Here is a 25,463-nt window from a genome sequence, read left to right as displayed (position 1 = left end):
ATCTGCGTGCGCGGCGCGATCACACCGCTGCCGATCTTCACGCGCCGGGCGGCCGTTGCGCTACAGCAGCATGAATGCCGCGGCAGCCACCACCGTCGGCCCGAGCGCCCCCAGCAGCAAGCCACCGGCGCCGATAGTTTCGTCCGAGAAGCCGCGCTTGAGCAACGCCACGCCCGCCGGATTGGGCGCGTTGGCAATCACCGTCAAGCCGCCGCCGGCCACCGCACCGGCGACCAGCATGTACTTGGATTCGTCCGAGATGTTCGCGATCAACGAGCCCAGGTAGGTGAGCGCCGCGTTGTCCGTAATGGCCGTGAGGCCCAGCGCGCCGAAGAACAGCGCCAGCGGCTGCAGGCTCGAAACCACCGGCTCCAGCCACCACTGCTGCATTCCGCCCAGCACCACCAGCCCGGCCAGAAAGAAACCGACGAGCAGCGCCTCCTTGATGATCAACGGGCTCTGGTGGCGTTCGTAGGCTTGCGTGTACCCGAGGAACATCAGGAAGAGCCCGAGAAACGCCACCGGATGATGGGCGAACAGCACAATGCCGGCGAGCAGCGCCAGGTGCACCAGGGCCACAGCGGGCGGCACGGGCGCTTCGGCCTCTGCAGCCGACGGCGCAGCATTCAGGTGCTTGCGCAGCACGAAGGTGGCCACGGTTGCGTTGACCAGCACCGCAATGGCGGCCTTCCATCCGAAGGTGGCGAGCATGAATGCGCTGTCCCACTGCCATGTCGAAGCGACCATCAGCACCGGCGGCGCGGCGTACGACGTGAGGGTGCCGCCGATCGATATGTTGACGAACAGCACGCCCAGCGCCAGGTACTTCACCGGCTCAGGCACTTGCGGCCGGAAGATCTGCGGTGCGAGCATCAACGCCGCAATGGTCATGGCCGCCGGCTCGGTGACGAGCGAGCCCAGCAGCGGCACGGCCGCCAGGCCGAGCCAGGCCGATGCCATGGGCGTGGGCACCGGCAGCACCCGTGCGACAAGGCTCACACCCGACATCACCGTGCGCAGCACGGGCCGTGAAGCGGCCACCACCATCACCACGAAGACGAAGAGCGGCTCGGTGTAGTTGCGCGATTCCGCATAGCCGAGCGCCGGGCCGCCGCCCACCACCAGGGCCATGGCAACGACGAGCACGATGGCCCAGAAGCCGAAGACGACTTCCACCTCACCCAGCAGGTGGAACAGGCCGGCATGGCGGGGAAAGCGGTGCGACAGCCGCTCGAACTGCTTGGCGGCAAAGGTGTGGATGAGCGCGACGGCGAAGAGGCCTGCGGCAATGTACTGGATGGTGGGTTCTTGCATGGGATTGGCGTGACTGCTCCGCGCGGCGGCCCGACCAGCGCATGAACCTGCGACGCCATGGAAAGCAGCCTCGCACCCGATGCCAGTTTAACGGGCATGCACCGCAGCCCGTCAATCGCTGCAGGTCAGGCTATGGCTGCTGCAGGCGCTGCAGCAGCTCCGCGCTGGGATAGCCGTCCGCCGGCAGGCCGACACTGCGCTGGTAGCGGCGCAGTCCCTCGCGCGTGGCGGGGCCCATCACACCATCCGCGGCGCCGGTCGCAAAGCCGCGCTGGTTGAGTGCGGTTTGCAACTCGACCATCTGGCTGCGCGAGAGCGCGGGCAGGTCCCGCGGCCATGCCGCCTGCACGCCCGGCCCGCCGCCCAGGCGCTGCGCAAGAAGGCCGACCGCGAGCGCGTAGTTGGTCGAGTTGTTGTAGCGCAGAACGGCACGAAAGTTCGGCCCGATCAAAAAGGCCGGCCCGCGCGCACCCGCCGGCAGCAGCACCGTGGCCTCGGCAAACTCCGGCAACGGCTGGTCGTCGATCGCGCGCAGCCCCTCGGCCGCCCATTGCGCGGACGACTGCCGCACCGACGTATCGGCACGGCCGTAGTCGAAGCCCGGCGGCAACCGCACCTCGACGCCCCAGGGCACGCCGGCCTGCCAGCCGGAGCGCGAAAGAAAGTTGGCGGTGGAAGCCACCACATCGGGCATGCTGCCCCAGATGTCGCGCCGACCGTCGCCATCGGCATCCACCGCATAGGCCAGGAAGTTGGAGGGCAGGAACTGCGTCTGGCCCATGGCACCGGCCCAGGAGCCGATCATCCGCTCGCGCGCGATGTCGCCGCTGTCGAGAATCTTCAATGCCGACAGCAACTCGCGCTTGGCCCAATCTTCGCGGCGCCCTTCGAAGCCGAGCGTGGCCAACGCGTCGATGACCGGGGTATTGCCGTAGTTGCCGCCGTAGTTGCTTTCCATGCCCCAGATGGCGACGATCACCGCAGGCGGCACGCCGTAGCGCGCAGCGGCTGCATCGGCCTCGGCGCGAACCTGCAGGAGCTTGTCCTGCCCCGTTGCCACGCGTTGCGGCGTAACGGCGTTGTCCAGATACTCCCAGACGGTGCGCGTGAATTCGGGCTGGGCGCGGTCGAGTTCGATCACGCGCGGCAAGTACTGGACCTGATCGAACGCGCTCTTCAGCGTGGCGTCGCTAATGCCTTCCGCGCGGGCGGTAGCTCGAAAATCAGCCACCCACTTTGCGAACCGCTGTTCGGCTGCCTGGTCTTCCGCACCAGCCGCTCCTGATGTCGCAGATGCGGTTGCGGGCCGGGCACCGGTTGCCGATGCGGGCGGCTTTACGGTAGCGGGTGGTGGAGCGGATGCGCAGCTGGCCAGCAATGCGGCAACGGCCGCCGATGCGGCCAGGAGTGCGAACCTGTTGAAGCGCGAAATGGAAAGACTGCTTGCTTGATGCATTCATCGATTCTCACCGCTGGCTCGCACGGCCTGTTACCAGACGCTGCGCCGCCCGGCTCGCCCGCCGCGCAAGCACCGGACGCACGAACTGGGGCTGGAAGCAGCGCTGGCTGCCATCCGCAAATTCGATGGTGACGGAGACCGCATCGGCACTTGCCACGGACCCGACGCCATAGCGCGGAACGCGCACCGAATCGCCTTTTGCAAAGGCGACACGCGGCGAAGTGGCGCCGGCTTCTTCTTCGGCCACTGGTTCCGCCTGCGCATCTCGCGCGGCCTGCGCCCGCTCGTGCCTGGCCAGGCGCACGCAGTTGTCGCAGGCACCACAGCGCTGCGCGAGCTCGTCGCTCCCCAATCCCGAAAGAAGCACCTGCCATCGGCACATGCCGGTGGTCGCATAGAAGGTCATGCGCTCCAGCGCCTCGCGCTCCTGCTCGCGCTTTTCGCGGTGGCCGTTCAGCAGCGCGTCGAGCTCGGCGTCTTCGAGCGGCTGCTTTCTTGCCCAGCGCAGCAGGCCCTCGCTGTTGCGCTTCAGCAGGCCCTCTTGCCGCAGCAGGCTCAGCAACACGCGAAGCTTGCCGCGCGGCAGGCGCGCGCGCTGCTGGAGCTCTGCCGCCGTCCAACCTTCGGCCGCGGGAGGCGGGCTCGACAAGGCCTGCTGCAGCGCGCGCAGTTCGGGCACCTCGGGCAACCAGCCGGCCAGAAAGAACTGCTGCACGGCCTTGTCGCGCCGCAGATAGAGCAGCACGCAATCCGCGCGCTCGCCATCGCGGCCGGCGCGACCCGACTCCTGGTAGTAGGCATCCAGGCTCGAGGGCATCTGGTAGTGCAGCACAAAGCGGATGTCGGGCTTGTCGATGCCCATGCCGAATGCATTGGTGGCCACCATCACGCGGAGCTTGCCGGCCATGAACGCGTCTTGCGCCGCGTGCCGCTCGCCCGAGCGCTGCTTGCCGTGGTACAGGCCCACCGACTCGCCCGCATCCGCAAGACTGGCGGCAAGCGACTCGGCCGCCTTCACCGTGGCGGTGTAGACGATGCCGCTTCCTTCGAGGCCCGCAACCAGCGCCAGCGCACGCTGCAGCTTGTCTTCCTCCCGCATCATCGGCTCGACGGTGTAGTGCAGGTTGGGCCTGTAGGCACCGGTGTCGATCAGGCCCGCGCGCGGGATGCCGAGCTTCTCCATGATCTCTTCGGCCACCTCGTCATTGGCGGTGGCCGTGAGCGCCAGCACCACCGGCTTGCGCAGGGCGCGCACCGCCGCGCCTATCTCCAGGAACGCGGGTCGAAAGTCGTGCCCCCACTGCGAGATGCAATGCGCCTCGTCGACGACCAGCAACGATGTTGCCCGCTGCTGCAGCAGCTTCAGAAAGGCAGCGTCCGCCAATCGTTCCGGCGTGCTGAAGATCACGCGCGCGGAGCCGTCGGCAATGGCTGCTTCGGCCGCATCGATCTCGTCGGCGGCGCACAGGCTGTTCAGTTGCACGGCGCGCACGCCCTTGGCGTTGAGCTTTTCGCACTGGTCTTTCATGAGCGCGATCAAGGGCGAGACCACCACCGTCTGCCCGGACGCGAGAACCGCGGGCACCTGGTAGCAAAGCGATTTGCCGGCGCCCGTGGGCATGACGGCGAGCGTCGCTTCGCCCGCGACCACCCTGTCGATCACGCTGCGCTGCCCGGGGCGCAGGCGCTCGTGGCCAAACACTTCGTGAAGCACCCGGTCCACGCCGGCTTCTGCCGTCGGCGCAGCCCGCTTCTTGCGGACGCGGGGCCTTTCAGATTTTTCTTGCTGCGTGGTCTTCTCCAGTTTGCTTCTCCTCTGTTGCATGGCCGGCCGCCAATCTGCCTGCCGCGCGGCAGCCTCCTTGTGAGAGCGCGCCCACGCGGCGTGTCGGCGCGGCGCGCTGACTGCATGGCGGCACAAATTGCCGCAAATGCTGCGGACGTGCGCTGGTCCTCTGGCCGGGCCGATGCGCGCACACGCGGGCATGGCCGTTGCCCTGCACAAGGGCCGCGCCAGCTTGGCGTCCACTCGACACGAAGAGAGCCACCTTGAACACAGCCGTACCGCCTTCGCAAGAACGCAGCGAGCCGCAGCCGCCCTCCGCCAAGCCACTGTTCCGCTCGTTCTGGATGGGAGGCTTCGAAGGTGCCGACCATGTGAACAGCCGCGGCGAGCAGGTGCTGATGAACCGCAGCAATGGTCATTGGGAGCGGCTCGAAGAGGATTACGCCCAGCTCGCGCGCTTCGGCATTCGCACCATTCGCGAGAGCATCGGCTGGCGCGCTAGCGCCGCGGCAGGGCCCGGCGCCGACATGGCACGCCTCGCACGCACCGCAGAGGCCGCCCGCAAGTTCGGCTTGCAGGTCATCTGGACGATTCACCACTACGGAGTGCCGGACGGCGTGGACATGTTTTCGCGCGACTTTCCCGCGCGCCTTGCCGGCTTCTGCGACCAGGTTGCGCGTGCCTTGAAAGACAGCAGCGATGGCGAGCCGCTTTTCTTCCAGCCCGTCAACGAGATCTCCTTCCTCAGCTGGGCCGCCAGCAGCACGCCGCTGATCCATCCGTTCCAGGCCGACTCGCCCGAACGCGGCTACGAGCTCAAGTGCAACCTTGCGCGTGCCGCATTGCAGGCCTGCGATGCGCTATGGGCCACCTGCCCGGATGCGCGCATCGTGCACACCGATCCCATCATCCACATCGTGCCCACGGGCGACCAGCCCGAATGGGCCGAGGAGGTGCGCGCGCTTTCCGCCGCGCAATACCAAGCCTGGGACATGCTCTGCGGCCGGCTCGAACCGGGCCTTGGCGGCGCACCCCGCTACCTGGATGTTCTGGGCCTCAACTACTACCACAACAACCAGTGGGAGCACCCGACCAACGAGCGCCTCCACTGGCACCTGCGCGATGCGCGCCGCCGCGATCCCGTGGCCATGGTGGCCGAGGTGTGCGAGCGCTACGGCCGCCCCGTGTTCATCGCCGAGACCGGCCACGTCGGCGACGGACGCGCGCAGTGGATCGACGAAGTGGGATCGCTGGCCATGCGCTGCAAGACGGCCGGGGTTCCGCTGCAAGGCATCTGCCTGTACCCGCTCATCGACCGCCCTGACTGGGAAGACGCTCGCGCCTGGCACCGCAGCGGCCTGTGGGACGTGGACGAACGTACGGGCGTGCGAACCCTCCACCGCCCGTCGGCGCGCCGCCTGGAGCACTGGCAGGCGCTGCTGGCCGGCACCGAGGCACCACCTTCTTCATCGCCGTCAACTCCAGGAAAGCCCATGACCCACCTGATCGTCTTCTCCCACCTGCGCTGGAACTTCGTCTACCAGCGCCCGCAGCAACTGCTTTCGCGACTGGCGCATCGCTTCCCCGTGGTGTTCGTCGAAGAGCCGATGCCCGGCGCGGCGCAGCCGGTGCTCGAGATGCTGTCGCCGTGCGAAGGCGTGGTGGTGCTGCGCCCGCACCTCACCGCCGGTGCGCCGGGCTTTCACGACGACCACATTCCGCAGCTGCAGAAGCTGCTTGCCGAATACCTGGGCGAAGCGGCCATCGATGACTACTGGCTGTGGTTCTACACGCCCATGGCCATGCCGCTGGCCGCTGGGCTGTCCCCCGCCGGCGTGGTGTACGACTGCATGGACGAGCTCTCCGCATTTCGCCACGCGCCGCGCCAGCTTTTGCAGCGCGAGAGCGCCCTGCTGCAGGCGGCCGACCTGGTGTTTACCGGAGGCCAGAGCCTGTACGAGTCGAAGCGCGAGCGGCACCCCCGCGTGCATTGCTTTCCGAGCAGCGTCGACGCGCCCCACTTTGCGCGCGCGCCCGGCGACCACCGGGAGCACGAGGCCCAGGCCGGCATCGGCCGCCCGCGGCTCGGCTATTGCGGCGTGATCGACGAGCGCATCGACCTGGACATTCTTGCCGCGCTGGCCGACGCGCATGCCGACTGGCAGATCGTGGCCGTCGGTCCGGTGGTGAAGATAGACCCCGCCACGCTGCCGCAGCGGCCCAACATCCACTGGCTGGGCCAGCGCGGGTATGACGAACTGCCGGCGCTGATCGGCGGCTGGGACGTGTGCCTGATGCCCTTTGCGCTGAACGAGGCCACGCGCTACATCAGTCCGACCAAGACGCTCGAATACATGGCCGCGGGCCGCCCGGTGGTCAGCACGCCGATCCACGACGTGGTCGGCCCCTATGCAGGCGTGGTGTCCATTGCCCATGGCAGCACAGCCTTCGTCGAAGCATGCGAAGCCGTGCTCGCGCGCGGCCCTGAAGAGCAGGCACGGCAGGCCAGCGCGTGCGAGGCGATCGTGCGGGCCACTTCGTGGGACCGCACCGCGGACGAGATGGCGTCGCTGATCGCGGAGGAAGGCGAAAAGAAGCGCACGAGGCAAGCGCCCCCGCAGGCGCATGGCACCAGCAGCAACAACACGCTCGCGCCCATCACGCTGGCGCCGGCCGCGAATGAGCAAGCCGACGGAATGGCCGATGCGTATGCCACCGTGATCCTGGGCGCGGGCCCCACGGGCCTGGCCGCCGCGCTGCACGCGGGCCACGGCAGCCTGCTGGTCGAGCAGAACGCAACCGTCGGCGGATGGTGCCGCTCGGTCGAAGACAAGGGCTTCACCTTCGACTACGCCGGGCACATCATGTTCTCCAACGATCCGTACGTGCTCGATTTGTACAAGCGCCTGCTCGGCGACAACGTGCACTGGCAGGACCGCGAGGCCTGGATCTACAGCAAGTCGGTCTATACGCGCTACCCCTTCCAGTCGGCGTTGCACGGCCTGCCGCCGCCGGTGCTCAAGGAATGCCTGATCGGCGCCATCGAGGCACGCTTCGGCAGCATCGGCAAGCCGGAGCTGCGCGTGTCGCCCACCGGCCCTTCGCGCGCGGCGGCGCCACCCGCCGCGCTAGAGAGCCCTGCCCCAGGCATGCCGCATGCGGCAACGCCCGCCACACCGCCTCGCAACTTCGAGGAGTTTATCTACAAGGTCTGGGGCGAAGGCGTGGCCAAGCACTTTGCCATTCCGTACAACCGCAAGCTATGGGCCGTGCCGCTCAGCGAGATGGAAACCTCCTGGCTCGGCGGACGCGTGCCGCTGCCCGACCTGGAAGAAATGATCGAGGGCGCGCTGCAACCGGTGCGCAAGCCCGTCGGCCCCAACGCGCGCTTCGGCTACCCGCTGCGCGGCGGCTTCCAGGCGCTGATGAACGGCTTCCTGCCGCTGCTCGAAGGAGAGTTGGCGCTTGGCACGCGGGTGACCGCCGTGTCGCCCTCGCGCAAGACGGTGACTTTCGACAACGGCCGTACCGTGTCGTTCAACACGCTGATCAGCACCATGCCGCTGCCCCGGCTGGTGGAGGCCATCGGCGCCGAGGCGCCGGCGTTCGTGCGCGAGGCCGCCCGCCACCTGCGCCATGTGTCGGTGCGCTGCGTCAACCTGGGCGTGGCGCGCGAGAACATCACCGACAAGCACTGGATCTACTACCCCGAGGACACGGTGTTCCACCGCATCTTCGTGCAGGGCAACGCCAGCCCGCATTGCAACGCGCCGGGCGGTTTCGGCCTGACCTGCGAGATCACCTATTCGCCGCTGAAGCCGCTGCCGGCCGAGGGCGACGCGCTGGTGCGCCGCTGCTTCGACGACTGCGTGCGCGTGGGGCTGCTGCGGCCCGACGACCAGCTTCTTGCCGCGAACGAAGTCGACATGCCTTGTGCCTACGTGGTGTACGACCATGCGCGCGCGGCGCATGTGCAAGCCATTCGCAACTGGCTGGCCGAAGCCGACATCCTGCTGGCGGGCCGCTACAGCGAATGGGAGTACTACAACTCCGACCACGCCTTCGTGGCCGGGCGCAAGGCGGCGGAAGCGGCGCTCGGCCTGAATGCCAACCCGGCGCCACCGGCCGTGGCGGTGGCAGCCTGAACGCCGCGGCCACAACCGGCACCTCCCCGCTGCCGGGCCGGCCCATCGCTTTCCTGTGGCACTACGTTCAGCGCCGGCGGGGGGTCTTCGGCGCGTTGCTCGCGCTGATCGTTGCCGCCGCCGCATGCTCGGTGGGCGTGCAGTACGGCATGAAGCTGATCGTCGACACGATGGCCAGCGAAGACCGCACCTCGCGCGCGGTGTGGCAGTGGCTCGGCCTGTTCATCGTGCTGATCGGCGCCGAAAGCGCCTTCTGGCGGCTGAGCGGCTGGCTCGGCTGCCTGACCGTGGTGCGCACGGGCGTGGACGTGCGGCTCGACCTGTTCCGCCATCTCTCGGGCCATTCGCTCGAATATTTCTCGCGCCATCTCGCGGGGTCGCTCGGCAACCGCATCACGGTAACGGCCGGCGCCACCGGTGCCATTTTTGGCACGCTCATCTGGAAGATCCTGCCACCCTGCGTCGACTTTCTGGGTGCGGTGGTGGTGCTCTGCACCATCGACATCCGAATGGCGCTCACGCTGATCGCCTTTGTGGCGGTGGTGGCGGGTTTCATGTATTTCTTCGGGCTCCGCGTGCGGCCCCTGCAGCAGGCGTTTGCCGAAAAGGCGTCGCAGGTGGGCGGCGAGCTGGTGGACGTGGTCTCCAACATCTTCACCGTCATGGCCTTCTCGGCGCGCGAGCGCGAGTACCGGCGGCTGCGCGAAGCCTTCGGCCTCGAGGCGCAGGCCCAGCGCCGCAGCTGGCTTTTTCTGGAAAAGGCCCGCGCCTTCCACGACGTGTGCATGTGGCTCATGGCGGGCTCGATGCTGATCTGGGCCGTGGAGGCCTGGCGCGCGGGCGAGAACATGGCGGGCGACGTGGTGCTGATCAGTGCGCTGACCTTTCGCATCCTGCACGGCTCGCGGGAGCTTGCGCTGTCGCTGGTCGATGCTTCGCAGCACTTCGGCGTGATTGCCGAAATGCTGCACGTGGTGACGGTGCCGCACGAGGTTTCGGACAAGCCGCATGCGCCGCCCTTCCTGCCCCGCGCCGGCACCATCGTCTTCGACGACGTGGGCTTTGCCTACAACGACGAGCGGCCGGTCTTCGAGCATCTGGACCTCGTCATTCCGGCGGGGCAGCGGCTCGGCGTGGTGGGGCCTTCGGGCGCAGGCAAGTCGACCTTCATCCGGCTGATCGGACGCATCATGGACCCGACCTACGGCCGCATCATGGTCGACGGCGTCGACATTTCACAGGTGCGGCAAGACAGCCTGCGCGACGCGATCGGCGTGGTTCCGCAGGATGTGTCGCTCTTTCACCGCAGCGTGATGGAAAACCTGCGCTACGGAAACCCCGATGCAACCAATGCGCAGGTGGTGGCCGCCGCGCGCCATGCCTTGTGCGACGACTTCATACGCGCCCTGCCGCACGGCTACGACACCATCGTGGGTGAACGCGGCGCGCGCCTCTCAGGCGGCCAGCGGCAGCGCATCAGCATTGCGCGGGCCATGCTGAAGAATGCGCCAGTGCTGCTGCTGGACGAGGCCACCTCGGCGCTCGACAGCCGCTCCGAAGCGGAAATACAGGCGGCGCTGGGGCGGCTGATGCACGGCCGCACGGTGGTGGCCGTGGCGCACAGGCTCTCGACCGTGGCCAACTTCGACCGGATCATCGTGCTGGTCAATGGCAGCGTCGTCGAAGACGGCACGCCGGACGAACTCATCGCGCTCGGCGGCGTGTACGCCGAACTCTGGAGGCTGCAGGCCGAGGGGCAGGAAACGCCCTGATTGCCTCCTGAAGCAGCCGCCTAGCCCCGCAGCCGGCGAGTCCGCCTGCGCCCCTTGAACGCCATGGCTACGAGCGCCAGCACCGCCACGCCGATGGCGGCCTTGCGCGCGGCGCCCATCGGGTTGTGCCTGAGCTCGGCGCGGCCGCCCATCTCGGCATACACGTTCGGTACGTGCCCGCGCGAGATGTCCTCGATCAGGCCCTCGCCCATCTGCACCCGGTCGGCCAGCAGCAGCATGAGCCAGTGCCGGAGGTCGTTTTCCGAATGCCGGAACGCCACGCGCCGCAAGCGGCCGCTCAGGCCCGAAGGCGGCAAGGTGCTCCCGAAGATGGGCGTGATGCCGGGGCGCTCGGTCGAGTGAAGCACCTCCGCATGCGAGTGCTGCTGCTCCGGCGGCTCCACCGGGTGTGGCAGCCGCGGCGGCGTGCGCTCCTTGGGGTAGGCCGGGCGCATGGCGGGGTCGAGGTCGGCACCCCAGCCGATGATGTGCGCATGGCTGGGCGACGGCGAACGGGTGTTCGAAGGATCTGGCATGTTCATTGGTGCGCTCCAGTCGATCAAAGGCTCGCGGCGGCGGTGGTGGTTTCGCGCACCATGCCTGGCGGCACCAGCACGGTCTTGATGCAGTTGTCGAGCTTGCTCGAGAAGATGTGATACGCATCGGCCACGTCTCGCAGGTCGATGCGGTGCGAGATCACGCGGCGCGGCTCCAGCCGGCCAGCCTGGATGTGTTCGATAAGGCGCGGCAGGTGCCGCTTCACGCTGGCCTGGTTCATGCGCAGCGTGAGCCCCTTGTTCACCGCATTGCCGATGGGCACCGCGTTGAAGGTGGGCCCGTACACGCCGACGATCGATACGGTTCCGCCCTTGCGAACCGAATTGATGCACCAGTGCAGCACCGTGGCCGCACCGCCCTGCAGCTTGAGCTTGACGCCCAGCAGCGTCTGCGCAAAGTTGCCCGCCGCCTCGCAGCCCACACAATCGATGCACACATCGGCACCAAGGCCGTCGGTCATCTTCTTGATGTGGATCGCCATGTCGCCCACCTGCTTGAAGTCGATCACCTCGCACTGCGCATACGAGCGCACGAACTCCAGCCTGTAGTCGACATGGTCCACCACGATCACGCGGCCCGCGCCCAGCAGCCAGGCCGACTTGGCCGCGAAGATGCCGACCGGCCCCGCGCCGAAGATCACCACCGTGTCGCCTTCGCGAATGTCGCCCATTTCGGCGGCCTGGTAGCCGGTGGGCAGTGCGTCGGTCAGCAGCACGGCATCGTCCAGGTCTATGTCGGCCGGAATCACCGTGGGCCCCACGTCCGCCATAGGCACGCGCACGTATTCGGCCTGCCCTCCGTCGTAGCCGCCCGCCGTGTGCGAGTAGCCGAAAATGCCGCCCACCGCCGTGGCCTCCGGGTTGGTCGAATGGCAGTTGCTGTAGAGCTCCTTCTGGCAGAAGTAGCAGCTGCCGCAGAAGATGTTGAAAGGCACCAGCACGTGGTCGCCCGGCTTCAGGTGCTGCACCGCCGAGCCCACCTCCTCGACCACGCCCGTGAACTCATGCCCGAAGGTGGAGCCGATGCGCGTGTCGGGCACCAGGCCGTGGTACAGGTGCAGATCGGACCCGCAAATGCATGAGCGCGTCACCCGCACGATGGCGTCGCCGGGGTGTTCGATCTCGGGCTCGGGCTTGTGCACCGCGCGAATCCGGTAGGGGCCGCGGTAGTTCATTGCCAGCATCGGTTGCTCCTTCTTGAATACGGCGCCAGCATCTGCGCCGGGTGAGTACGCCGCGCAAGCAGAGACCCACAGGACTCGTCGGACAGCGCCCACATTGCGTCAAGTGCCGGCACGCGCCGGCCAGTCGGGTCCGAGTTCACGGTGAATGGCCGAAGCCGCAATGGCCGCGCCGCCCATGGCCACAGCAATCTGGTTGAGGCCGCTGGACACATCGCCCGCCGCATACAAGCCGGGCACGGTCGTCGCGTGGTGCGCATCGACCTGGACGTACCCCGTGTCGTCGACCGATGCGCCTAGCGCCACTGCAATCTGCGAGTGCACAGTCAGGCCGAGCGCGCAGTAGAGCGTGTCGCACAGCGTGTGGGTGCCTGCATGCGTCAGCTCGACGCGTTCGCCGTTCCTTCGTATGGATTCGACCGGTGCATCGTTCCAGCGGATGCCGGCGTCAGCCAGGCGGCGCCGCTCTTCCGCAGCAAGGCCGGGTCCGCCCTGCGCCATGAACAGCGTGATGTCGACGCTGAAGTGACGCAGGTAGATCGCTTCCGCCACGCCGGCCGGGCCGTTGGCATACACGCCGACAGCCTTGCCGATCACCTCATAGGCATCGCATACTGGGCAGTAGCGCAGCACGCCGGCGTCCAGGGCGGCGCGCACGTGCGGCATCGCGGGTGGAATGTCCGTCACGCCGGTGGCAAGCAGCAGCCGCCTGCCCGCGATGGGTCCCTCCTGGGTTGCCAGGCGAAAGCCGTCCGGCGTGCGCTCTGCCCGCTCGACAAAGGTTTCGACGATGCGGACCGGATAGCTGCGCAACTGCGCACGCAGCATGTCGCGCACCTTTGCACCCGAGATTCCGTCGGCAAAGCCGGGATAGTTGTGCGAGCGCGGAATCTTCTCGACCCGGCTTTGGCCCGCATCGACGAGCACCACCGAGCGGCGGAAGCGGGCCAGGTAGATCGCCGCCATGAGCCCGGCCGGACCACCGCCGACAACGACCGTATCGGCGACGGGTTCGGACCGGGCCTGCACGATGAAGCTCGCGTTGCGCGCTGGCTGCGGCCTTGCGGTCAGACCTTCGGCTTGCCCAGTTCGGTTGCCAGCTCGTCGAGGATGGCGTCGTCCGACATGCCCAGCTCCGCGCCCGTGGGCGGGTTGCTGGTCGGGTCTGAAGCCGTGCGAGTGGCCATGGCTTCCACCGCTGCCTGGTCTTCGGCGGTGAGCTGCACGGTCGGTTCGCCGGAGCCGCCGTCCACCGCCATCTGCTCTTCGGGCTTGCTGACGAACTCCCATTTTTCGCCCTGGTTCCAGGGCCCGCGCACCTCGCCGCCCTTGGACATGTCGAAGTAGACCTTCGTGAACTCAGGCATGCCGGGCAGCTTGCCCGGCGGAAAGTTGGGCTGGATTGCGTAGAGCGCCTTCTCGAACGACTTCTGGTGCGCGATCTCGCGCGTCATCAGAAAGCCCAGCGCCTCCTTCACGCCGGGATCGTCCGTCAGGTTGATGAGCCGCTCGTACACGATCTTGGCGCGCGCCTCCGCCGCGATGTTGGAGCGCAAGTCAGCCGTGGGCTCGCCGATGGTGTCGATGTAGGCGGCGGTCCACGGTACGCCCGCCGAGTTGACCAGCGCAGGGCCGCCGCCATAGAGCACCTGTGTGATGTGGCTATCGTTGCCCGCACCTGTGATGCTGCGGAAAGCTTCGGCCTCGGCATCCACTCCTTCGGCCAGGCGGCCCTTGGCCCCCTTGTTGAGCATGGCGACGATGGTGCCGATGACTTCCAGGTGGCTCAACTCTTCAGTGGCAATGTCGAACAGCATGTCCTTGCGGCCCGGGTCGTCCTCGCCCACGGCCTGCGTGAAATAGCGGCAGGCGGCAGCGAGCTCGCCCTGCGGGCCGCCGAACTGTTCGAGCATGAGATTGGCAAGGCCTGGATTGGTCTCGCTGACGCGCACGGTGTATTGCAGTCGCTTGTTGTGAGAGAACATGCGTGGGGCTCCTTAAGCAAAGAGGATTGAAAGAACGGAAAAGAACGAAGACCGTTTTTCATGTTGCAGACTCCCATGCGCTTCGGACTCGGCATGCGCGCCACACTGCTGTAGGTTGATTCCGGCTGCACTCTTGCGCAGGACGGCGCCTGCACCGCGTGCACTTTCCGTCCGACCTGCCGCCGCTCGAACTGCAGGAGGATGGGCGCTGCCGAAACAGCAGGAGCACCAGTCATGAATCGGAAGCAACCGTCCGCCACGCCGGCGGAATCCGCGCCTCTCACGCCGGGCAAGCTGCCGCTCGAGGCCGAGGTACGCGCAAACGACCTCGAGCTGGATGAATCGACCGCGCCGGAAGAGGCAAGAGACACGGCCGACGACGAGGCGCAGCCCGGCAAGGGCGAGAACGCGCCGGGTTTCCTGAAGCGCCGGAAGTCTTGACGCTTACGGTAGCGCAGCGGCGGTGCCGCCGGTGACCTGGTTCATCCAGCGCAACAGCTCATCGATGAACCGGCTCTGCGCCGCCTTGCTCGACAGTTCGTGGTCCGCCCCTTCGAGAAGGCGGTAGTCGAAGGACCTCGCATTCCTGAACGACGCCTTGTAGCTCTTGACCACCGGATGAGGCACCGTTTCGTCGTCTTCGGATTCGATCAGCAGGACGTCTCCGGAGAAGGCCTCGCACGCGGCAAGCGCCGCGTTGTCTTCGGGGCTTCGAACGCTGCGGCGGTAGTGGTCGAGCTCGTCCTTGTCCAGCTCTTCCTTGGGAACGAACCAGTCCTCGTCGCGGTACAGCGCGGGTGAGCGCAGCGCCATCCACTGCAGCGGCCTTTGGGCGCTCAGGAGCGCGCCAAGATAGCCGCCATAGCTGAAGCCGATGAACGCGACGGCCCTCCCCTCGACCACCTGCTGCGCCACCAGGCCGTCGTATGCCGCAACGAGTTCTTTCAGGTGCTGGTCGCGGTTCATTTCCTTGCGCGGGCCGTCCTGGCTTCGGTCCCCCGGAAACTCGACGCGGCGCATGAGCCAGCCCTGCTCTTCCAGCGCGGCGCTGATGCGGTCGTACTGCTCGTGCTTGCTGTCGTCCCATCCGGGCACTAGAAGCACCGCGGGCTTCTGCGCGACGCGGTTCTGCAAGACTTCGGGCGGCAACGAGCCAAGGTCTTTGCTCATGAGCCGGGTCCCTCCGATCCCTCCCAATAGGCGACAACATCTCTCCTGGCTTCGTGCTCGTCGATCCACCGGATGCCGCGTACCTTGAGGTTTTCGAACAGCTTGTTCCGGCTTTCGAAAATGCCTGTGGAAAGCAGCGAACAGCGAAGCTCGCCTTCCTTGCGCACTTCGGCCACGCCGGCGCTCTGGCCTCCGCTCGCCGCCTTTTCGGAGAAGAAGGCGATCTCCCATCCCTTGTGAAAGTAGCGCCCTTGCGGAATGAGCTCCATCGCTGCCCCTGTGCTCTGCCGATCCAACGCAATGCCGCTCCAGGCACTGCTTACTTCGTGTGAAAAATTTCACGGGATGTCACTTTACACGCGCCGGAATTGATGAGTTGCGGCGTTGATGAAGAGGCGCCGGTTCTCGGTGCAATGGCAACGGAAAGGCTTACCGATGCGGCGATCGCAAGTTGTTGGCAGGCTACAGATGCAGGTAGCGTCCGACACGGCGGCCCGCGCACAGGACTTAGATTGGCCTCGTCTCGCCGAGGCGAAGGCCCGCGATTGCCGGGCTGCAAGGAGAACCATTGAATACGCTCGAAACGCACCCGCGTGCCCTGATGCTTGTTTGCCTTGCCGCACTCGCGGGTGGATGCACGGCTCCGCCAGACCCAGGCTCGGCACCGGCCACTGTCCGCGCGAGCAGCCTTCAAGACCCCCAGTTCGTGACCGCGGCGGCAGCCAACGGACGCTACGAGGTGCAGGCATCGCGCCTGGCCATGTACCGCGCCGCGAGCCCGCAGGTGCGGAGCTATGCGCAGATGCTCGTCGACCATCACACGCGTGCCAACAACGAACTCATGGACCTGGTGCGCGCCCGTGGAATGCGGTTGCCCGGCGTGCTCCCGCGCGACAAGCGCACGAAGCTGGACCGCCTGGCGTCGGCCTCGGGCAGCGAGTTCGACCGCATGTACATCCGCATCGTGGGCATCGAAGACCACCAGGGGGACATTGCGCTCTTCGAGCGCGCAAGCCGCGAGCTTCGCGACCCCGAGCTGCGGGCCTGGGCGAGCAAGACCTTGCCAGCCCTGCGCTCGCATCTGGACGCGGCCCAATCGTTGTCGCTCGGCTCAGCAATGCGCTGATCGTTCAGGTCTCGGCAAGGAACGCAACCAGCGACGCATTCACTTCTTCGGGCATCTCGTGGTGCAGCCAGTGCGTGGCGCGCGGCAGGTGCACCACTTCGCACGTGTCACAGAATGCCGCGCCCGCTTCGGCCAGGCCGCTCGATAGCGCCGGATCTTCATCGCCCCACAGAACCTTCACGGGAATCTCGATGCGCCGGCCCTCGGGCCGCGCGAGCGGCATTGCCCTGTACCAGTTGAGCATGGCGCTGAGTGCGCCCTCCCGCGACCACGCCTCGCGGTACCTGACCAGCGCCGCCTCGTCGAAGGTACCGGGCGGGCTTCGACCGGTGAGCGCCAGTGCGAGCAGCGCATGGTCGTTGACGCTCAGCGCCATCTCGGGCAGCCACGGCATCTGGAAGAACCCGACGTAGGCGCTGCGCACGGCCTGCAGCGGATGGGTGAGCGCATAGCTTGCCAACGTGGCCGGATGCGGCGCGTTCAGGATCGCAAGGCGGCTCAGCCGCGCCGGCTCCCGTGCGGCGAGATGCCATGCAACGATGCCGCCCCAGTCATGCCCCACGACCGCAAAGCGCTCGTGCCCCAGCTGGCTGCATATGCCGCATACGTCGTCGGCCAGCTTATCGAGCGCATAGGCGCCGATGCCGCCGGGCTTGTCCGATTCGCCATACCCGCGCTGGTCGGGCACGATCACGCGCAGGCCAACATCGGCAAGCGGCTCCATCTGGTGCCGCCAGCCGTACCAGAACTCCGGAAAGCCGTGCAGCAAGACCACCGCGGGCCCATCTTCCGGCCCGCAGGTCGCCAGGTGAAAGCCGATGCCGTTCGCGGCAACGCGCTGATGGCGGATCAACTGCGCGGCACCAGGCGCATCGGCATGGTCAGGCCGTAGAGGCCCGCCAGTCCAACCAGCACATAGACGATGCGGCTGGCCATCGACATCTCGCCGAAGATGGCGGCGACCAGATCGAAATTGAATGCGCCGACAAGGCCCCAGTTGATGGCCCCGACGATCATCAGGACCAGCGCGATCCAGTCCGCGATGCCGAGAGAGTGTTTGGCGAGTGCCGCGTCGTTGCGAAGGGTAGTGCTCATGCGAAATGCTCCTGCGTTGAGAGAAACCGAATCAAGGCGGGATGCTCTTCTGCGCAGTGGGCCGCCGCGTAGGAAAACCGCCGGTGAGAGCGTCGGCGCCGCCAGCAGTTGCACGCCGCGGAGGCGGCATGCATCGCCGCCGCCTCACGAGCCGGTGGGCCGTCTTCCTACACATGCAACCGATCGGGGGAAGAGCATTTTCTGGAACGCTCGAAGGAGTCAGCAATGCCACATGAAACCTATGCCGCATGCATTGAAGCGTGCAACGGCTGCGCCACGGCGTGCAATCACTGCGCGGCCTCTTGCCTGAAGGAAAGCGATGTCGCCATGATGGCCAGGTGCATCGCGCTGGACATCGACTGCGCGGCCGCCTGCCAGTTTGCCGCCGCCGCGATGGCGCGCGGCAGCGAACATGCCAAGTCCATCTGCGCCCTGTGCTCGGACATCTGCCAGGCCTGCGGCGAAGAATGCGCCAAACACAAGGCCGGGCACTGCCAGGCATGCGCCAAGGCATGCCGGGAGTGCGCGGCAGCGTGCCGCTCAATGGCCGGTTGAACCGCCGTTCACTGCGCGGGTTCGATTGCGGTCACGACGAACTTGCCGTCGATCTTCTCGGCCTGGAAGCGCACCTTCTCGCCGGTCTTCACCTTGTCGAGCAAGGCGTCTTCCTTGACGCCGAAAACCATGGTCATGCCGGGCATGTCCAGGTCCGTCAGCGGGCCGTGCTTGATGGTGATTTTCTTGTTGTCCTTGTCCACCTTGCGGATCTCACCGTCGGCAAGTTCCGCCGCGGCCGCTGCGCCAGTGAATGAAAGCGCGGCAACGAAGGCTGCGAGTGCGATACGAATGTTCGGCATCTGGGTTCTCCTTTCCTCGTCTACCTGGCGGCCTTGGCAACCTTCACGGCGCCCTTCATTCCAGCGTCGTAGTGGCCCGGCTGCAGGCAGCCGAAATCGACCTTGCCGGCCTTGGTGAACTGCCAGACGATCTCGCCGGTCTTGCCCGCGGCCAGCGTCACCATGTTCGGATCGGCATGCTCCATTTCGGGGTTCTTCTTCATGGCTTCGTAGTGCTCCTTGAGTTCCTGCTCGGTTCCGAGCACGAGCTCGTGCTTCAGCTGTCCGGAGTTCTTGACGACAAAGCGCACGGTCTCGCCCTGCTTCACAGTGATGTCGGCCGGCGTGAAGCGCATCGAGTCGGTCATGTCGACGTTGACGGTGCGCGTGGCCTTGGCGGCAATGCCGGGTTTGCCAATGGCGGCATCGGCATCGTGCCCATGGCCGCCGGCATGGTTGCCGGCGGCCGAGGCGCCTGCGGCCACCAACGTGGAGAAGGCGGCGAGAACGATATGGCGAAGCGTGTGTTTCATGGTTTTCCTTTCGATAAAAATCAATGCCCGGCATGGCCGGAACTGGCCTTGCCCGGCTTGCGGACCTGCACTTCGATGTTGCTGGCCGGCATGTTCCGCGCGGGCATGGCGGCCGCGCCTGCGCCGCGCTGGCGCGCAGGCTCGGGCGGCGGGCCGTCCAGCTCGTAGGCCACCGTGCCCTTGGGATGCTTGAACCAGCCGGGATTGCTGTAGTCGCCCGGCTTCTGGTTCTTGCGCACCTTCACCACGCTGAACATGCCGCCCATCTCGACGGAACCGAAGGGGCCCTGGCCCGTCATCATGGGCGCCGTGTTGTCGGGAATCGGCATCTCCATCTCGGCCATGTCGGCCATGCCGCGCTCACCCATCACCATGTAGTCGGGCACAAGGTTGGTGATCTGCCTGGCCACGTCCTTGTGGTCCAGGCCGATCATCGTGGGCACGTCGTGGCCCATCGCGTTCATGGTGTGATGGCTCTTGTGGCAATGAAAGGCCCAGTCGCCCTCCTCGTCGGCCAGGAACTCGATCTGCCGCATCTGGCCGACCGCCACATCGGTGGTCACCTCGTACTGGCGCGTGCTCCTGGGGGTGGGGCCGCCGTCGGTGCCTGTGACGAGAAACTCGTGCCCGTGCAGGTGCATCGGGTGGTTGGTCATCGTCAGGTTGCCGATGCGGATGCGCACCTTGTCGTTGAGCCGCACGTTGAGCGAGTCGATACCGGGAAAGATGCGGCTGTTCCAGGACCACAGGTTGAAGTCCAGCATCGTCATGATCTTGGGCGTCGCGCTGCCGGGCTCCACGTCGTAGGCGTTGAGCAAGAACACGAAGTCGCGGTCGACCTTCTCGATCAGCGGATGCTCGGCCTTCGGGTGCGTCACCCAGAAGCCCATCATGCCCATGGCCATCTGCGTCATCTCGTCCGCATGCGGGTGGTACATGAAGGTGCCGGGGCGGCGCGCGACAAATTCGTAGACGAAGGTCTTGCCCGGACGGATCGGCGGCTGCGTCAGGCCCGAGACGCCGTCCATGCCGTTGGGCAGGCGCTGGCCGTGCCAATGCACGCTGGTGTGCTCGGGCAGCTTGTTGGTCACGAAGATCCGCACCCTGTCGCCTTCGACCACTTCGATGGTCGGGCCGGGCGATTGGCCGTTGTAGCCCCACAGGTTGGCCTTGAAGCCGGGCGCCATTTCGCGCACCACGGGCTCGGCCACGAGATGGAACTCCTTCACGCCGTTGTTCATGCGCCAGGGCAGGGTCCAGCCGTTGAGCGTGACCACGGGGTTGTAGGGCCGCCCGCTCGAAGGCGCGAGCGGCGGCATGGTGTCGGGCGTGGTGCGGGTCACGGGCTCCGGCAAGGCGGCCATTGCCACCTTGCTCACGCTCGCCGCGGCCAGGGCGCCGGTGATGGCACCCGCGCCACCCAGAAAGTTGCGTCTGTTGGTCATGTCGTTCAATGGGTTGATGAGCGTGCGCGCTCAGTGGGCGGCACTTGCAGCGGCGGCCTCGCCGCCCGAACCGGCTGCGGGGGCGCCCATGGCGACGGGCTTTCCGATGACCGAGGCCGCCAGGGCGGCGTCGGCCAGCCAGAACTGCTGCTGGGCGTTGATGGCGTTGGTGACGCTGGCAACCTGGTCGCGCGCTTCTGCCAGCAGTTCGAACACGCCGATCAGCATGCCGTTGTAGCGAAGCACGTTTTCGTCGGCCATCGCCTGCCGCAGCGGAACGATCTCGTCGCGGTAGTGCCGCGCGATGTCGAAGGCCGTGCGATAGGCCGAGTAGCCCTCTCGCAACTGCGACGAGGCGCCGCGCACCGTGGCGTCATAGCGGTTGGCCGCGGCCAGCGATTGCGCGTTCAACGCATCGCGCCGGGCCGAGCCCCAGTCGAACAGCGGCAACCGCATGTCGAGCTCGAAGCCGCGCCGCGTGCTCCGGGTGCCCTCGGCGTTGTCGAAGATCGTGTCGCGCCGGCCGCCCACCTCCACGTCGACGAAGGTCGACAGCAGGTTGATGCCCTGCGACTTGCCCGCCACGTCGAGCTGCGCACGCGCGAGCTGCACGTCGAGACGCTGCTCGGCCGCCGTGCTGGCCACTTCCTTCGCCTCGCGCGGCGTCTTGGGCAAATCGGGCAAACGTTCCGGCAGGGCCAGCCTGGCGGCCTGTGCATCGTCGAGGCCCAGCGCGCGAACCAGTTCCTCGCGCGCGGCCGTGGCGGCGTGCTGCGCCGAAGCCAGCTGCGTGGTCGCATCGGCATAGAAGACCTGCTGGCGCGCGCGCTGCAGTTTGCTGAAGTTGCCGATCTGCTGCATGCGGCGCGCAAGCTCCGCGCTGGCCTGGGCCGAGCGGTTCACCTGTTCGGCATAGTGCAGCGTCTGCTGCGCCGCCACGGCGCGAACCCAGGCCTGCCTGACCTGCGTGACCTGGTCGACCACGGCGCCGGTGAGCTGCAACTTGGCCTGGCTGGCCTGGCTCCGCGAGATGGACAGGCGCTGCGGCAGCAGGATGAGATCCACCAGCCCGAACGACAGCAGCCGGCCAAGCTCGAGTTCGCTGTTCAGGCGCATGCGCTCGAAGGTGAAGACCGGATTCGGCAACCGGCTCGACTGGTTGGCCGCGGCAATGTCGCCCCAGCTCTGCGCGACCAGGGCCTGCACAGAGGGGCTGTTGGCCAGAGCGAGCTGCACCGCATCGGTCTGCGACAGCGGCTTGGAGAGCAGCTCCTGCGTGAGCGCCAAACGGCGGTCCCGCTGCTCTTGCGTGCGGCTGAGTTCGAGCTTGCCGCCTGTGAACTGCCGGGCGCTGGTGTTCGTGTCCTGCAGCGCATCGTCGATACCGACCGAGGCGCAGCCTGCCAGCAGCGTGGCCGCGAATGCAGCGGCGCCCAGGCGAAGAGCGGGCTTCATGGCTGCTGCTCCTTGGGCGGCATAGGCATCGTGTGGCCCCGGTGCGCGGCAGGGTCTTCCGTCTTGCCCTTGGCCGGTTGTTCGGCCCCTGCCGAATTGCCGCCCGCCGCCTCCTTGGCATAGGCCTGCCAACCGCCGCGCTGGCGCACGGTCTCGTTGGCCTCCTTCCACGGAATGGGCTTTTCGTCAGTGAAAGGCCGGTAGCCCTCGAGCGCGGACCTGTAGGTCAGCGCGGCGGGCGCCGCTTCCGGCGCTGCGCCGGGCGCGGGCTGCGCCATGGCAGCCACCGCCGCCATGGCGGGAAATACAGCCAGCCAACGGGCCGGCAATGGATGGAACATGGAGTCCTCGCAACGTGTTCATGAACGGAGTGCGCCAATGCGGCCCGGGAACGGGCGCGGCGCAGCGATGCATGAGCGTTCGCGGCAGGGCAGCGGCGGCCCGTGACCAGGTCACAGGCGCGCATGCACAAACGCGAACGCGTTAGGCGCGAGGAGGTTTGTCGAGAACGCGAGGCTCGAGCGTGGCCATCGCGAGGGGAGGCTCCACCAGGTCTGCGCGAGGCAGGCCGTGGAGTACCGCGAATTGCGGCGTGCTGATCAGGGCGGTGCCGTGGCATGCGCCGCAGGTGCCGCACTTGTGCATTGCGTCGGGCTCGGCGCTGGCGGTGTTGCCGGCGCTGTCATCCGCGGATTGCTTTGCTTTGTCTTGGGCCTTGGCGTGATGGTCCGCATGCCCATTGCCGCCGTGCGAGTGTTCGGCCGAGGCCGTTGCAGCCGCATGGCTACCGCCGTGCTCCGGTGTGCAAAAGGCCATGGCTACCGCCGCGTACCCCTGGAACGGCACGGCGATCATCATGACCCAAAGAACGAACAGGCGGACCCGATACATGCGGGAATTGTATCGGCCGGGAGAACAGCAACAAGACCGATGCGGGAATTAGTCCACAGCCGTCCAACGAAAGAATTACAAGAAGCGACGCAGTTAAAAAGCAATGGCTCCAGTCGCTTTTGCTCACCTATGATGGCGCCCGCTGACGCGCAGCGCACCGATGCAAAGTCGGGTGCTGGAGCGCGGCCAGCTTGATGCACTGACTTTTAATATTCATAAGAAGGGGAGCTCCAATGCACCATCTCAAACTACCAATCGCCGTCTCCGTCATCATGGCTGCCGCCCTCGCGGGCTGCGGAGCCATGAAGGGCGCAGACACCGGCGCTCTCGCGCAAGTCGGCGGCTCGGCCTACAAGGCCATGTCGCTGACCGACGCGGACATTGCAACGATGTCCGACCAGTCTTGCGCCGCAATGGACCAGAAGAACGAAGTCGCACCCGCCAACAGCCGCTACACCACGCGGCTGAACCAGGTGGTGCGCGCCATGCCCACCAGCGTGAACGGCAAGACGGCCAACTACAAGGTCTACCTCACCAAGGACGTGAACGCCTGGGCCATGGCCAACGGCTGCATCCGCGTGTACAGCGGGCTGATGGACCTGATGAACGACGACGAGCTGCGCGGCGTCATCGGCCATGAAATCGGCCACGTGGCACTGGGCCATTCCAAGTCGCGCATGCAAACCGCGTACGCAGCCTCGGCTGTCCGCGGCCTTGCCAGCGCCGCCGGTGGTGTCGTGGGCCAGCTGTCGCAATCGCAAGCGGGCGACCTCGGCGAGAAGTTCATCAACGCCCAGTTCTCCCAAACGCAAGAGAGCGCGGCCGACAACTACTCGTTCGACCTGCTGACGGAACGCAAGCTGGAGCGCAAGGGCCTGGTGAGCAGCTTCCAGAAACTCGCCGCGCTCAGCAGCGGCAGTTCGGGCAGCTCGATCCTGAGCTCGCACCCGCCGTCGAGCGAGCGCGCTGCAGCAATGCAGAAGCGCCTCGACACCAAGGCCAAGTAAGGCCGGCCTCCCGACCGGCACGCGCCGCCTGCGCGCGTAGCCGGTCGCCTGGGCCTACTTCTCTCTCTTATTTCTGGATGTCGCCCAGGCAGAGATACTTGATCTCGACGTAGTCGTCCATGCCATGGTGGGAACCTTCGCGCCCCAGGCCTGACTGCTTCACGCCGCCGAAGGGCACGTGCTCCGTGGCGATCACGCCGGCATTGATGCCGACCATGCCGTACTCCAGCGCCTCCGCCACGCGAAAGATGCGCCCCACGTCGCGCGTATAGAAGTAGCTCGCCAAGCCGAACTCGGTGTTGTTGGCGGCATCGATGGCGTCCTGCTCGGTCTTGAAGCGAAACACCGGCGCAAAGGGGCCAAAGGTTTCTTCCTTCGCACACAGCATGTCCGGCGTGGCCTCGGCAATGACCGTCGGCTCGAAGAACTGCCCCTCGATCTTGTGGCCGCCCGCCAGCAGCTTGCCGCCCTTGGCCACCGCGTCGTCGACGTGTCGCTGCACTTTTTCAACGGCCGCATCCTCGATAAGCGGCCCCTGCACCACGCCCTCGTCAAAGCCGTTGCCCACCTTCAGCGCCTTGACCTTGGCCGCGAACTTCTCGACGAAGCTGTCGTAGATGCCATCTTGCACATACAGCCGGTTCGCGCACACGCAGGTCTGGCCGGCATTGCGGTACTTGCTGGCCATGGCACCCTCGACCGCGGAGTCGACATCGGCATCGTCGAACACCAGAAAGGGCGCATTGCCGCCAAGCTCGAGCGAGAGCTTCTTCACCGTGGGCGCACACTGGCTCATGAGGATGCGGCCGACCTCGGTGGAGCCGGTGAAGCTCAGGTGCCGCACGATGTCGCTCTCGCAAAGTTCCTTCCCGATGGCGATGCTGTTCTGGCTGTCTGCCGTAAGCACATTGAGCACGCCGGTCGGAATGCCCGCGCGCACCGCCAGCTCGGCCGCGGCCAGTGCGGTAAGCGGCGTGAGCTCCGCCGGCTTGATGACGACCGTGCAGCCCGCGGCCAATGCCGGTGCGACCTTGCGCGTGATCATGGCCAGTGGAAAATTCCAAGGCGTGATGGCAGCGCACACACCAATGGCCTGCTTCATGACCAGCAAGCGCCGGTTGTTGTCGAACTGCGGCAGCACCTCGCCGTTGACGCGCTTGGCCTCCTCCGCAAACCACTCAATGAAACTCGCGCCGTAGGCCACCTCTCCCTTGGCCTCGGCAAAGGGTTTGCCTTGCTCCGCGGTCATCAGGCGGCCCAGGTCTTCGGTATTGGCAACCAGCAGGTCGAACCACTTGCGCAGCACGATGCTGCGCTCCTTGCCCGTCTTGCCGCGCCAGGCAGCAAGCGCCTTGTTGGCCGCGGCAATGGCCAGGGCAGCGTCCGCCCGCATGAGATTGGCAACATCGACCAGCTTCTGTCCGGTGGCCGGGTCGTTCACATCGAAGCGGCTCTTGCCCCGAATCCATTCGCCGGCGATCAGCGCATCTGTCTTCAGGAGGGTCGGGTCGTTCAGCAATGCAAGGGGAGATGTTTTCATGTCGATGGTCTCGAGTTTTGTTTGCGATTCTGTTTGGTTGAGGGGCTTGTTTGGTGACGCTGCTGTTCAGGGTGCGCACCCGCCGACGAGGTACCTTGCTCCGCGAATGTCCCCCGGCCTGCGGCCTCCTCCTTTATTTCGCTGCGCAAGGCACCCCATCGACGGG

The 25,463-nt window shown here is 66.6% G+C and carries 24 protein-coding genes; 5 read left to right on the top strand and 19 right to left on the bottom strand.

Going from position 1 to position 25,463, the window contains the following annotated elements:
• Positions 1 to 60: 60 nt before the first annotated feature.
• The 3 genes from V9K97_RS18670 to V9K97_RS18660 all read right to left on the bottom strand — a co-directional run bounded on the left by V9K97_RS18670 (position 61) and on the right by V9K97_RS18660 (position 4,496).
• A complete protein-coding gene (locus V9K97_RS18670; protein ID WP_337319907.1) occupies positions 61 to 1,314 on the bottom strand; it encodes a putative Na+/H+ antiporter in 1,254 nt (417 codons plus the stop codon).
• A 130-nt stretch (positions 1,315 to 1,444) separates the two neighbouring features.
• Positions 1,445 to 2,770: a lytic murein transglycosylase gene (locus tag V9K97_RS18665; RefSeq protein ID WP_337319905.1), complete on the bottom strand. Its 1,326-nt coding sequence runs from the start codon at positions 2,768 to 2,770 to the stop codon at positions 1,445 to 1,447.
• A 10-nt stretch (positions 2,771 to 2,780) separates the two neighbouring features.
• Complete coding sequence (locus tag V9K97_RS18660; protein ID WP_337319903.1) at positions 2,781 to 4,496, bottom strand: RecQ family ATP-dependent DNA helicase; 1,716 nt, start codon at positions 4,494 to 4,496, stop codon at positions 2,781 to 2,783.
• Positions 4,497 to 4,822: 326 nt separating this feature from the next.
• Between V9K97_RS18660 and V9K97_RS18655 the strand changes: the two genes are divergently transcribed.
• On the top strand, positions 4,823 to 8,704 hold the full coding sequence (locus tag V9K97_RS18655; RefSeq protein ID WP_337319901.1) for an FAD-dependent oxidoreductase: 3,882 nt from the start codon (positions 4,823 to 4,825) through the stop codon (positions 8,702 to 8,704).
• Positions 8,593 to 10,476, top strand: a complete 1,884-nt coding sequence (locus V9K97_RS18650; RefSeq protein ID WP_337319899.1) for an ABC transporter ATP-binding protein — start codon at positions 8,593 to 8,595, stop codon at positions 10,474 to 10,476. Before V9K97_RS18655 ends, V9K97_RS18650 begins: the two co-directional genes overlap by 112 nt.
• Positions 10,477 to 10,496: 20 nt before the next feature.
• Here V9K97_RS18650 and V9K97_RS18645 read toward each other — a convergent pair whose 3' ends face one another.
• The 4 genes from V9K97_RS18645 to V9K97_RS18630 all read right to left on the bottom strand — a co-directional run bounded on the left by V9K97_RS18645 (position 10,497) and on the right by V9K97_RS18630 (position 14,199).
• A complete protein-coding gene (locus V9K97_RS18645; protein ID WP_258504267.1) occupies positions 10,497 to 11,018 on the bottom strand; it encodes a hypothetical protein in 522 nt (173 codons plus the stop codon).
• A 17-nt stretch (positions 11,019 to 11,035) separates the two neighbouring features.
• On the bottom strand, positions 11,036 to 12,217 hold the full coding sequence (locus V9K97_RS18640; RefSeq protein WP_258504266.1) for a zinc-dependent alcohol dehydrogenase: 1,182 nt from the start codon (positions 12,215 to 12,217) through the stop codon (positions 11,036 to 11,038).
• 99 nt (positions 12,218 to 12,316) lie between these two features.
• Positions 12,317 to 13,243, bottom strand: coding sequence for an NAD(P)/FAD-dependent oxidoreductase (locus V9K97_RS18635; RefSeq protein ID WP_337319897.1), 927 nt, complete (start codon positions 13,241 to 13,243; stop codon positions 12,317 to 12,319).
• A gap of 38 nt (positions 13,244 to 13,281) precedes the next feature.
• Entirely contained in the window at positions 13,282 to 14,199 is a 918-nt protein-coding gene (locus tag V9K97_RS18630; protein ID WP_258504264.1) for a manganese catalase family protein, read from the bottom strand.
• Positions 14,200 to 14,433: 234 nt separating this feature from the next.
• Here V9K97_RS18630 and V9K97_RS18625 point away from each other — a divergent pair, with 234 nt between their 5' ends.
• Positions 14,434 to 14,640 (top strand): hypothetical protein, encoded by a 207-nt coding sequence (locus V9K97_RS18625; RefSeq protein WP_337319894.1) that lies wholly within the window; start codon positions 14,434 to 14,436, stop codon positions 14,638 to 14,640.
• Between the two features lie 3 nt (positions 14,641 to 14,643).
• Here V9K97_RS18625 and V9K97_RS18620 read toward each other — a convergent pair whose 3' ends face one another.
• Together V9K97_RS18620 and V9K97_RS18615 are read right to left on the bottom strand one after the other, a co-directional pair.
• Positions 14,644 to 15,369: an alpha/beta hydrolase family protein gene (locus V9K97_RS18620; protein ID WP_337319892.1), complete on the bottom strand. Its 726-nt coding sequence runs from the start codon at positions 15,367 to 15,369 to the stop codon at positions 14,644 to 14,646.
• A complete protein-coding gene (locus tag V9K97_RS18615; protein ID WP_337319890.1) occupies positions 15,366 to 15,638 on the bottom strand; it encodes a hypothetical protein in 273 nt (90 codons plus the stop codon). Before V9K97_RS18615 ends, V9K97_RS18620 begins: the two co-directional genes overlap by 4 nt.
• A 299-nt stretch (positions 15,639 to 15,937) precedes the next feature.
• Here V9K97_RS18615 and V9K97_RS18610 point away from each other — a divergent pair, with 299 nt between their 5' ends.
• Positions 15,938 to 16,495, top strand: coding sequence for a DUF4142 domain-containing protein (locus V9K97_RS18610; protein WP_337319888.1), 558 nt, complete (start codon positions 15,938 to 15,940; stop codon positions 16,493 to 16,495).
• Between the two features lie 4 nt (positions 16,496 to 16,499).
• On the opposite strand, the gene V9K97_RS18605 is transcribed toward V9K97_RS18610, so the two are convergent.
• The 9 genes from V9K97_RS18605 to V9K97_RS18565 form a co-directional block, all read right to left on the bottom strand.
• Positions 16,500 to 17,348 carry an alpha/beta fold hydrolase gene (locus tag V9K97_RS18605; protein ID WP_337319886.1) on the bottom strand — a complete coding sequence of 283 codons (849 nt, stop codon included), beginning with the start codon at positions 17,346 to 17,348 and terminating at the stop codon, positions 16,500 to 16,502.
• Positions 17,345 to 17,590, bottom strand: coding sequence for a DUF378 domain-containing protein (locus V9K97_RS18600; RefSeq protein WP_258504255.1), 246 nt, complete (start codon positions 17,588 to 17,590; stop codon positions 17,345 to 17,347). Before V9K97_RS18600 ends, V9K97_RS18605 begins: the two co-directional genes overlap by 4 nt.
• 287 nt (positions 17,591 to 17,877) lie before the next feature.
• Positions 17,878 to 18,036 (bottom strand): hypothetical protein, encoded by a 159-nt coding sequence (locus V9K97_RS27305; protein ID WP_443303663.1) that lies wholly within the window; start codon positions 18,034 to 18,036, stop codon positions 17,878 to 17,880.
• Between the two features lie 117 nt (positions 18,037 to 18,153).
• Positions 18,154 to 18,447 carry a copper-binding protein gene (locus V9K97_RS18590; RefSeq protein WP_337298046.1) on the bottom strand — a complete coding sequence of 98 codons (294 nt, stop codon included), beginning with the start codon at positions 18,445 to 18,447 and terminating at the stop codon, positions 18,154 to 18,156.
• Positions 18,448 to 18,467: 20 nt separating this feature from the next.
• The gene (locus tag V9K97_RS18585) at positions 18,468 to 18,959 is read right to left on the bottom strand and encodes a cupredoxin domain-containing protein (RefSeq protein ID WP_337298045.1); all 492 of its coding nucleotides are present in this window, start codon (positions 18,957 to 18,959) and stop codon (positions 18,468 to 18,470) included.
• Between the two features lie 20 nt (positions 18,960 to 18,979).
• On the bottom strand, positions 18,980 to 20,404 hold the full coding sequence (locus V9K97_RS18580) for a multicopper oxidase family protein (RefSeq protein ID WP_337319881.1): 1,425 nt from the start codon (positions 20,402 to 20,404) through the stop codon (positions 18,980 to 18,982).
• A gap of 30 nt (positions 20,405 to 20,434) precedes the next feature.
• Positions 20,435 to 21,859 carry a TolC family protein gene (locus V9K97_RS18575; protein WP_337319879.1) on the bottom strand — a complete coding sequence of 475 codons (1,425 nt, stop codon included), beginning with the start codon at positions 21,857 to 21,859 and terminating at the stop codon, positions 20,435 to 20,437.
• Positions 21,856 to 22,200 carry a hypothetical protein gene (locus V9K97_RS18570; RefSeq protein WP_337319877.1) on the bottom strand — a complete coding sequence of 115 codons (345 nt, stop codon included), beginning with the start codon at positions 22,198 to 22,200 and terminating at the stop codon, positions 21,856 to 21,858. Before V9K97_RS18570 ends, V9K97_RS18575 begins: the two co-directional genes overlap by 4 nt.
• A 142-nt stretch (positions 22,201 to 22,342) precedes the next feature.
• Positions 22,343 to 22,750, bottom strand: coding sequence for a hypothetical protein (locus V9K97_RS18565; protein WP_258504249.1), 408 nt, complete (start codon positions 22,748 to 22,750; stop codon positions 22,343 to 22,345).
• 272 nt (positions 22,751 to 23,022) lie between these two features.
• On the opposite strand from V9K97_RS18565, the gene V9K97_RS18560 reads away from it, so the two are divergent.
• Positions 23,023 to 23,757: a M48 family metalloprotease gene (locus tag V9K97_RS18560; protein WP_443303659.1), complete on the top strand. Its 735-nt coding sequence runs from the start codon at positions 23,023 to 23,025 to the stop codon at positions 23,755 to 23,757.
• A gap of 67 nt (positions 23,758 to 23,824) precedes the next feature.
• Here the strand turns inward: V9K97_RS18560 and V9K97_RS18555 are convergent, their stop codons facing one another.
• A complete protein-coding gene (locus V9K97_RS18555) occupies positions 23,825 to 25,303 on the bottom strand; it encodes an NAD-dependent succinate-semialdehyde dehydrogenase (RefSeq protein WP_337319996.1) in 1,479 nt (492 codons plus the stop codon).
• Positions 25,304 to 25,463: the final 160 nt, after the last annotated feature.

Origin of the sequence: Variovorax sp. CCNWLW186 (assembly GCF_037203865.1) — a bacterium.
GTDB lineage: Bacteria > Pseudomonadota > Gammaproteobacteria > Burkholderiales > Burkholderiaceae_C > Variovorax.
This window is presented reverse-complemented; position numbering and strand designations above follow the sequence as displayed.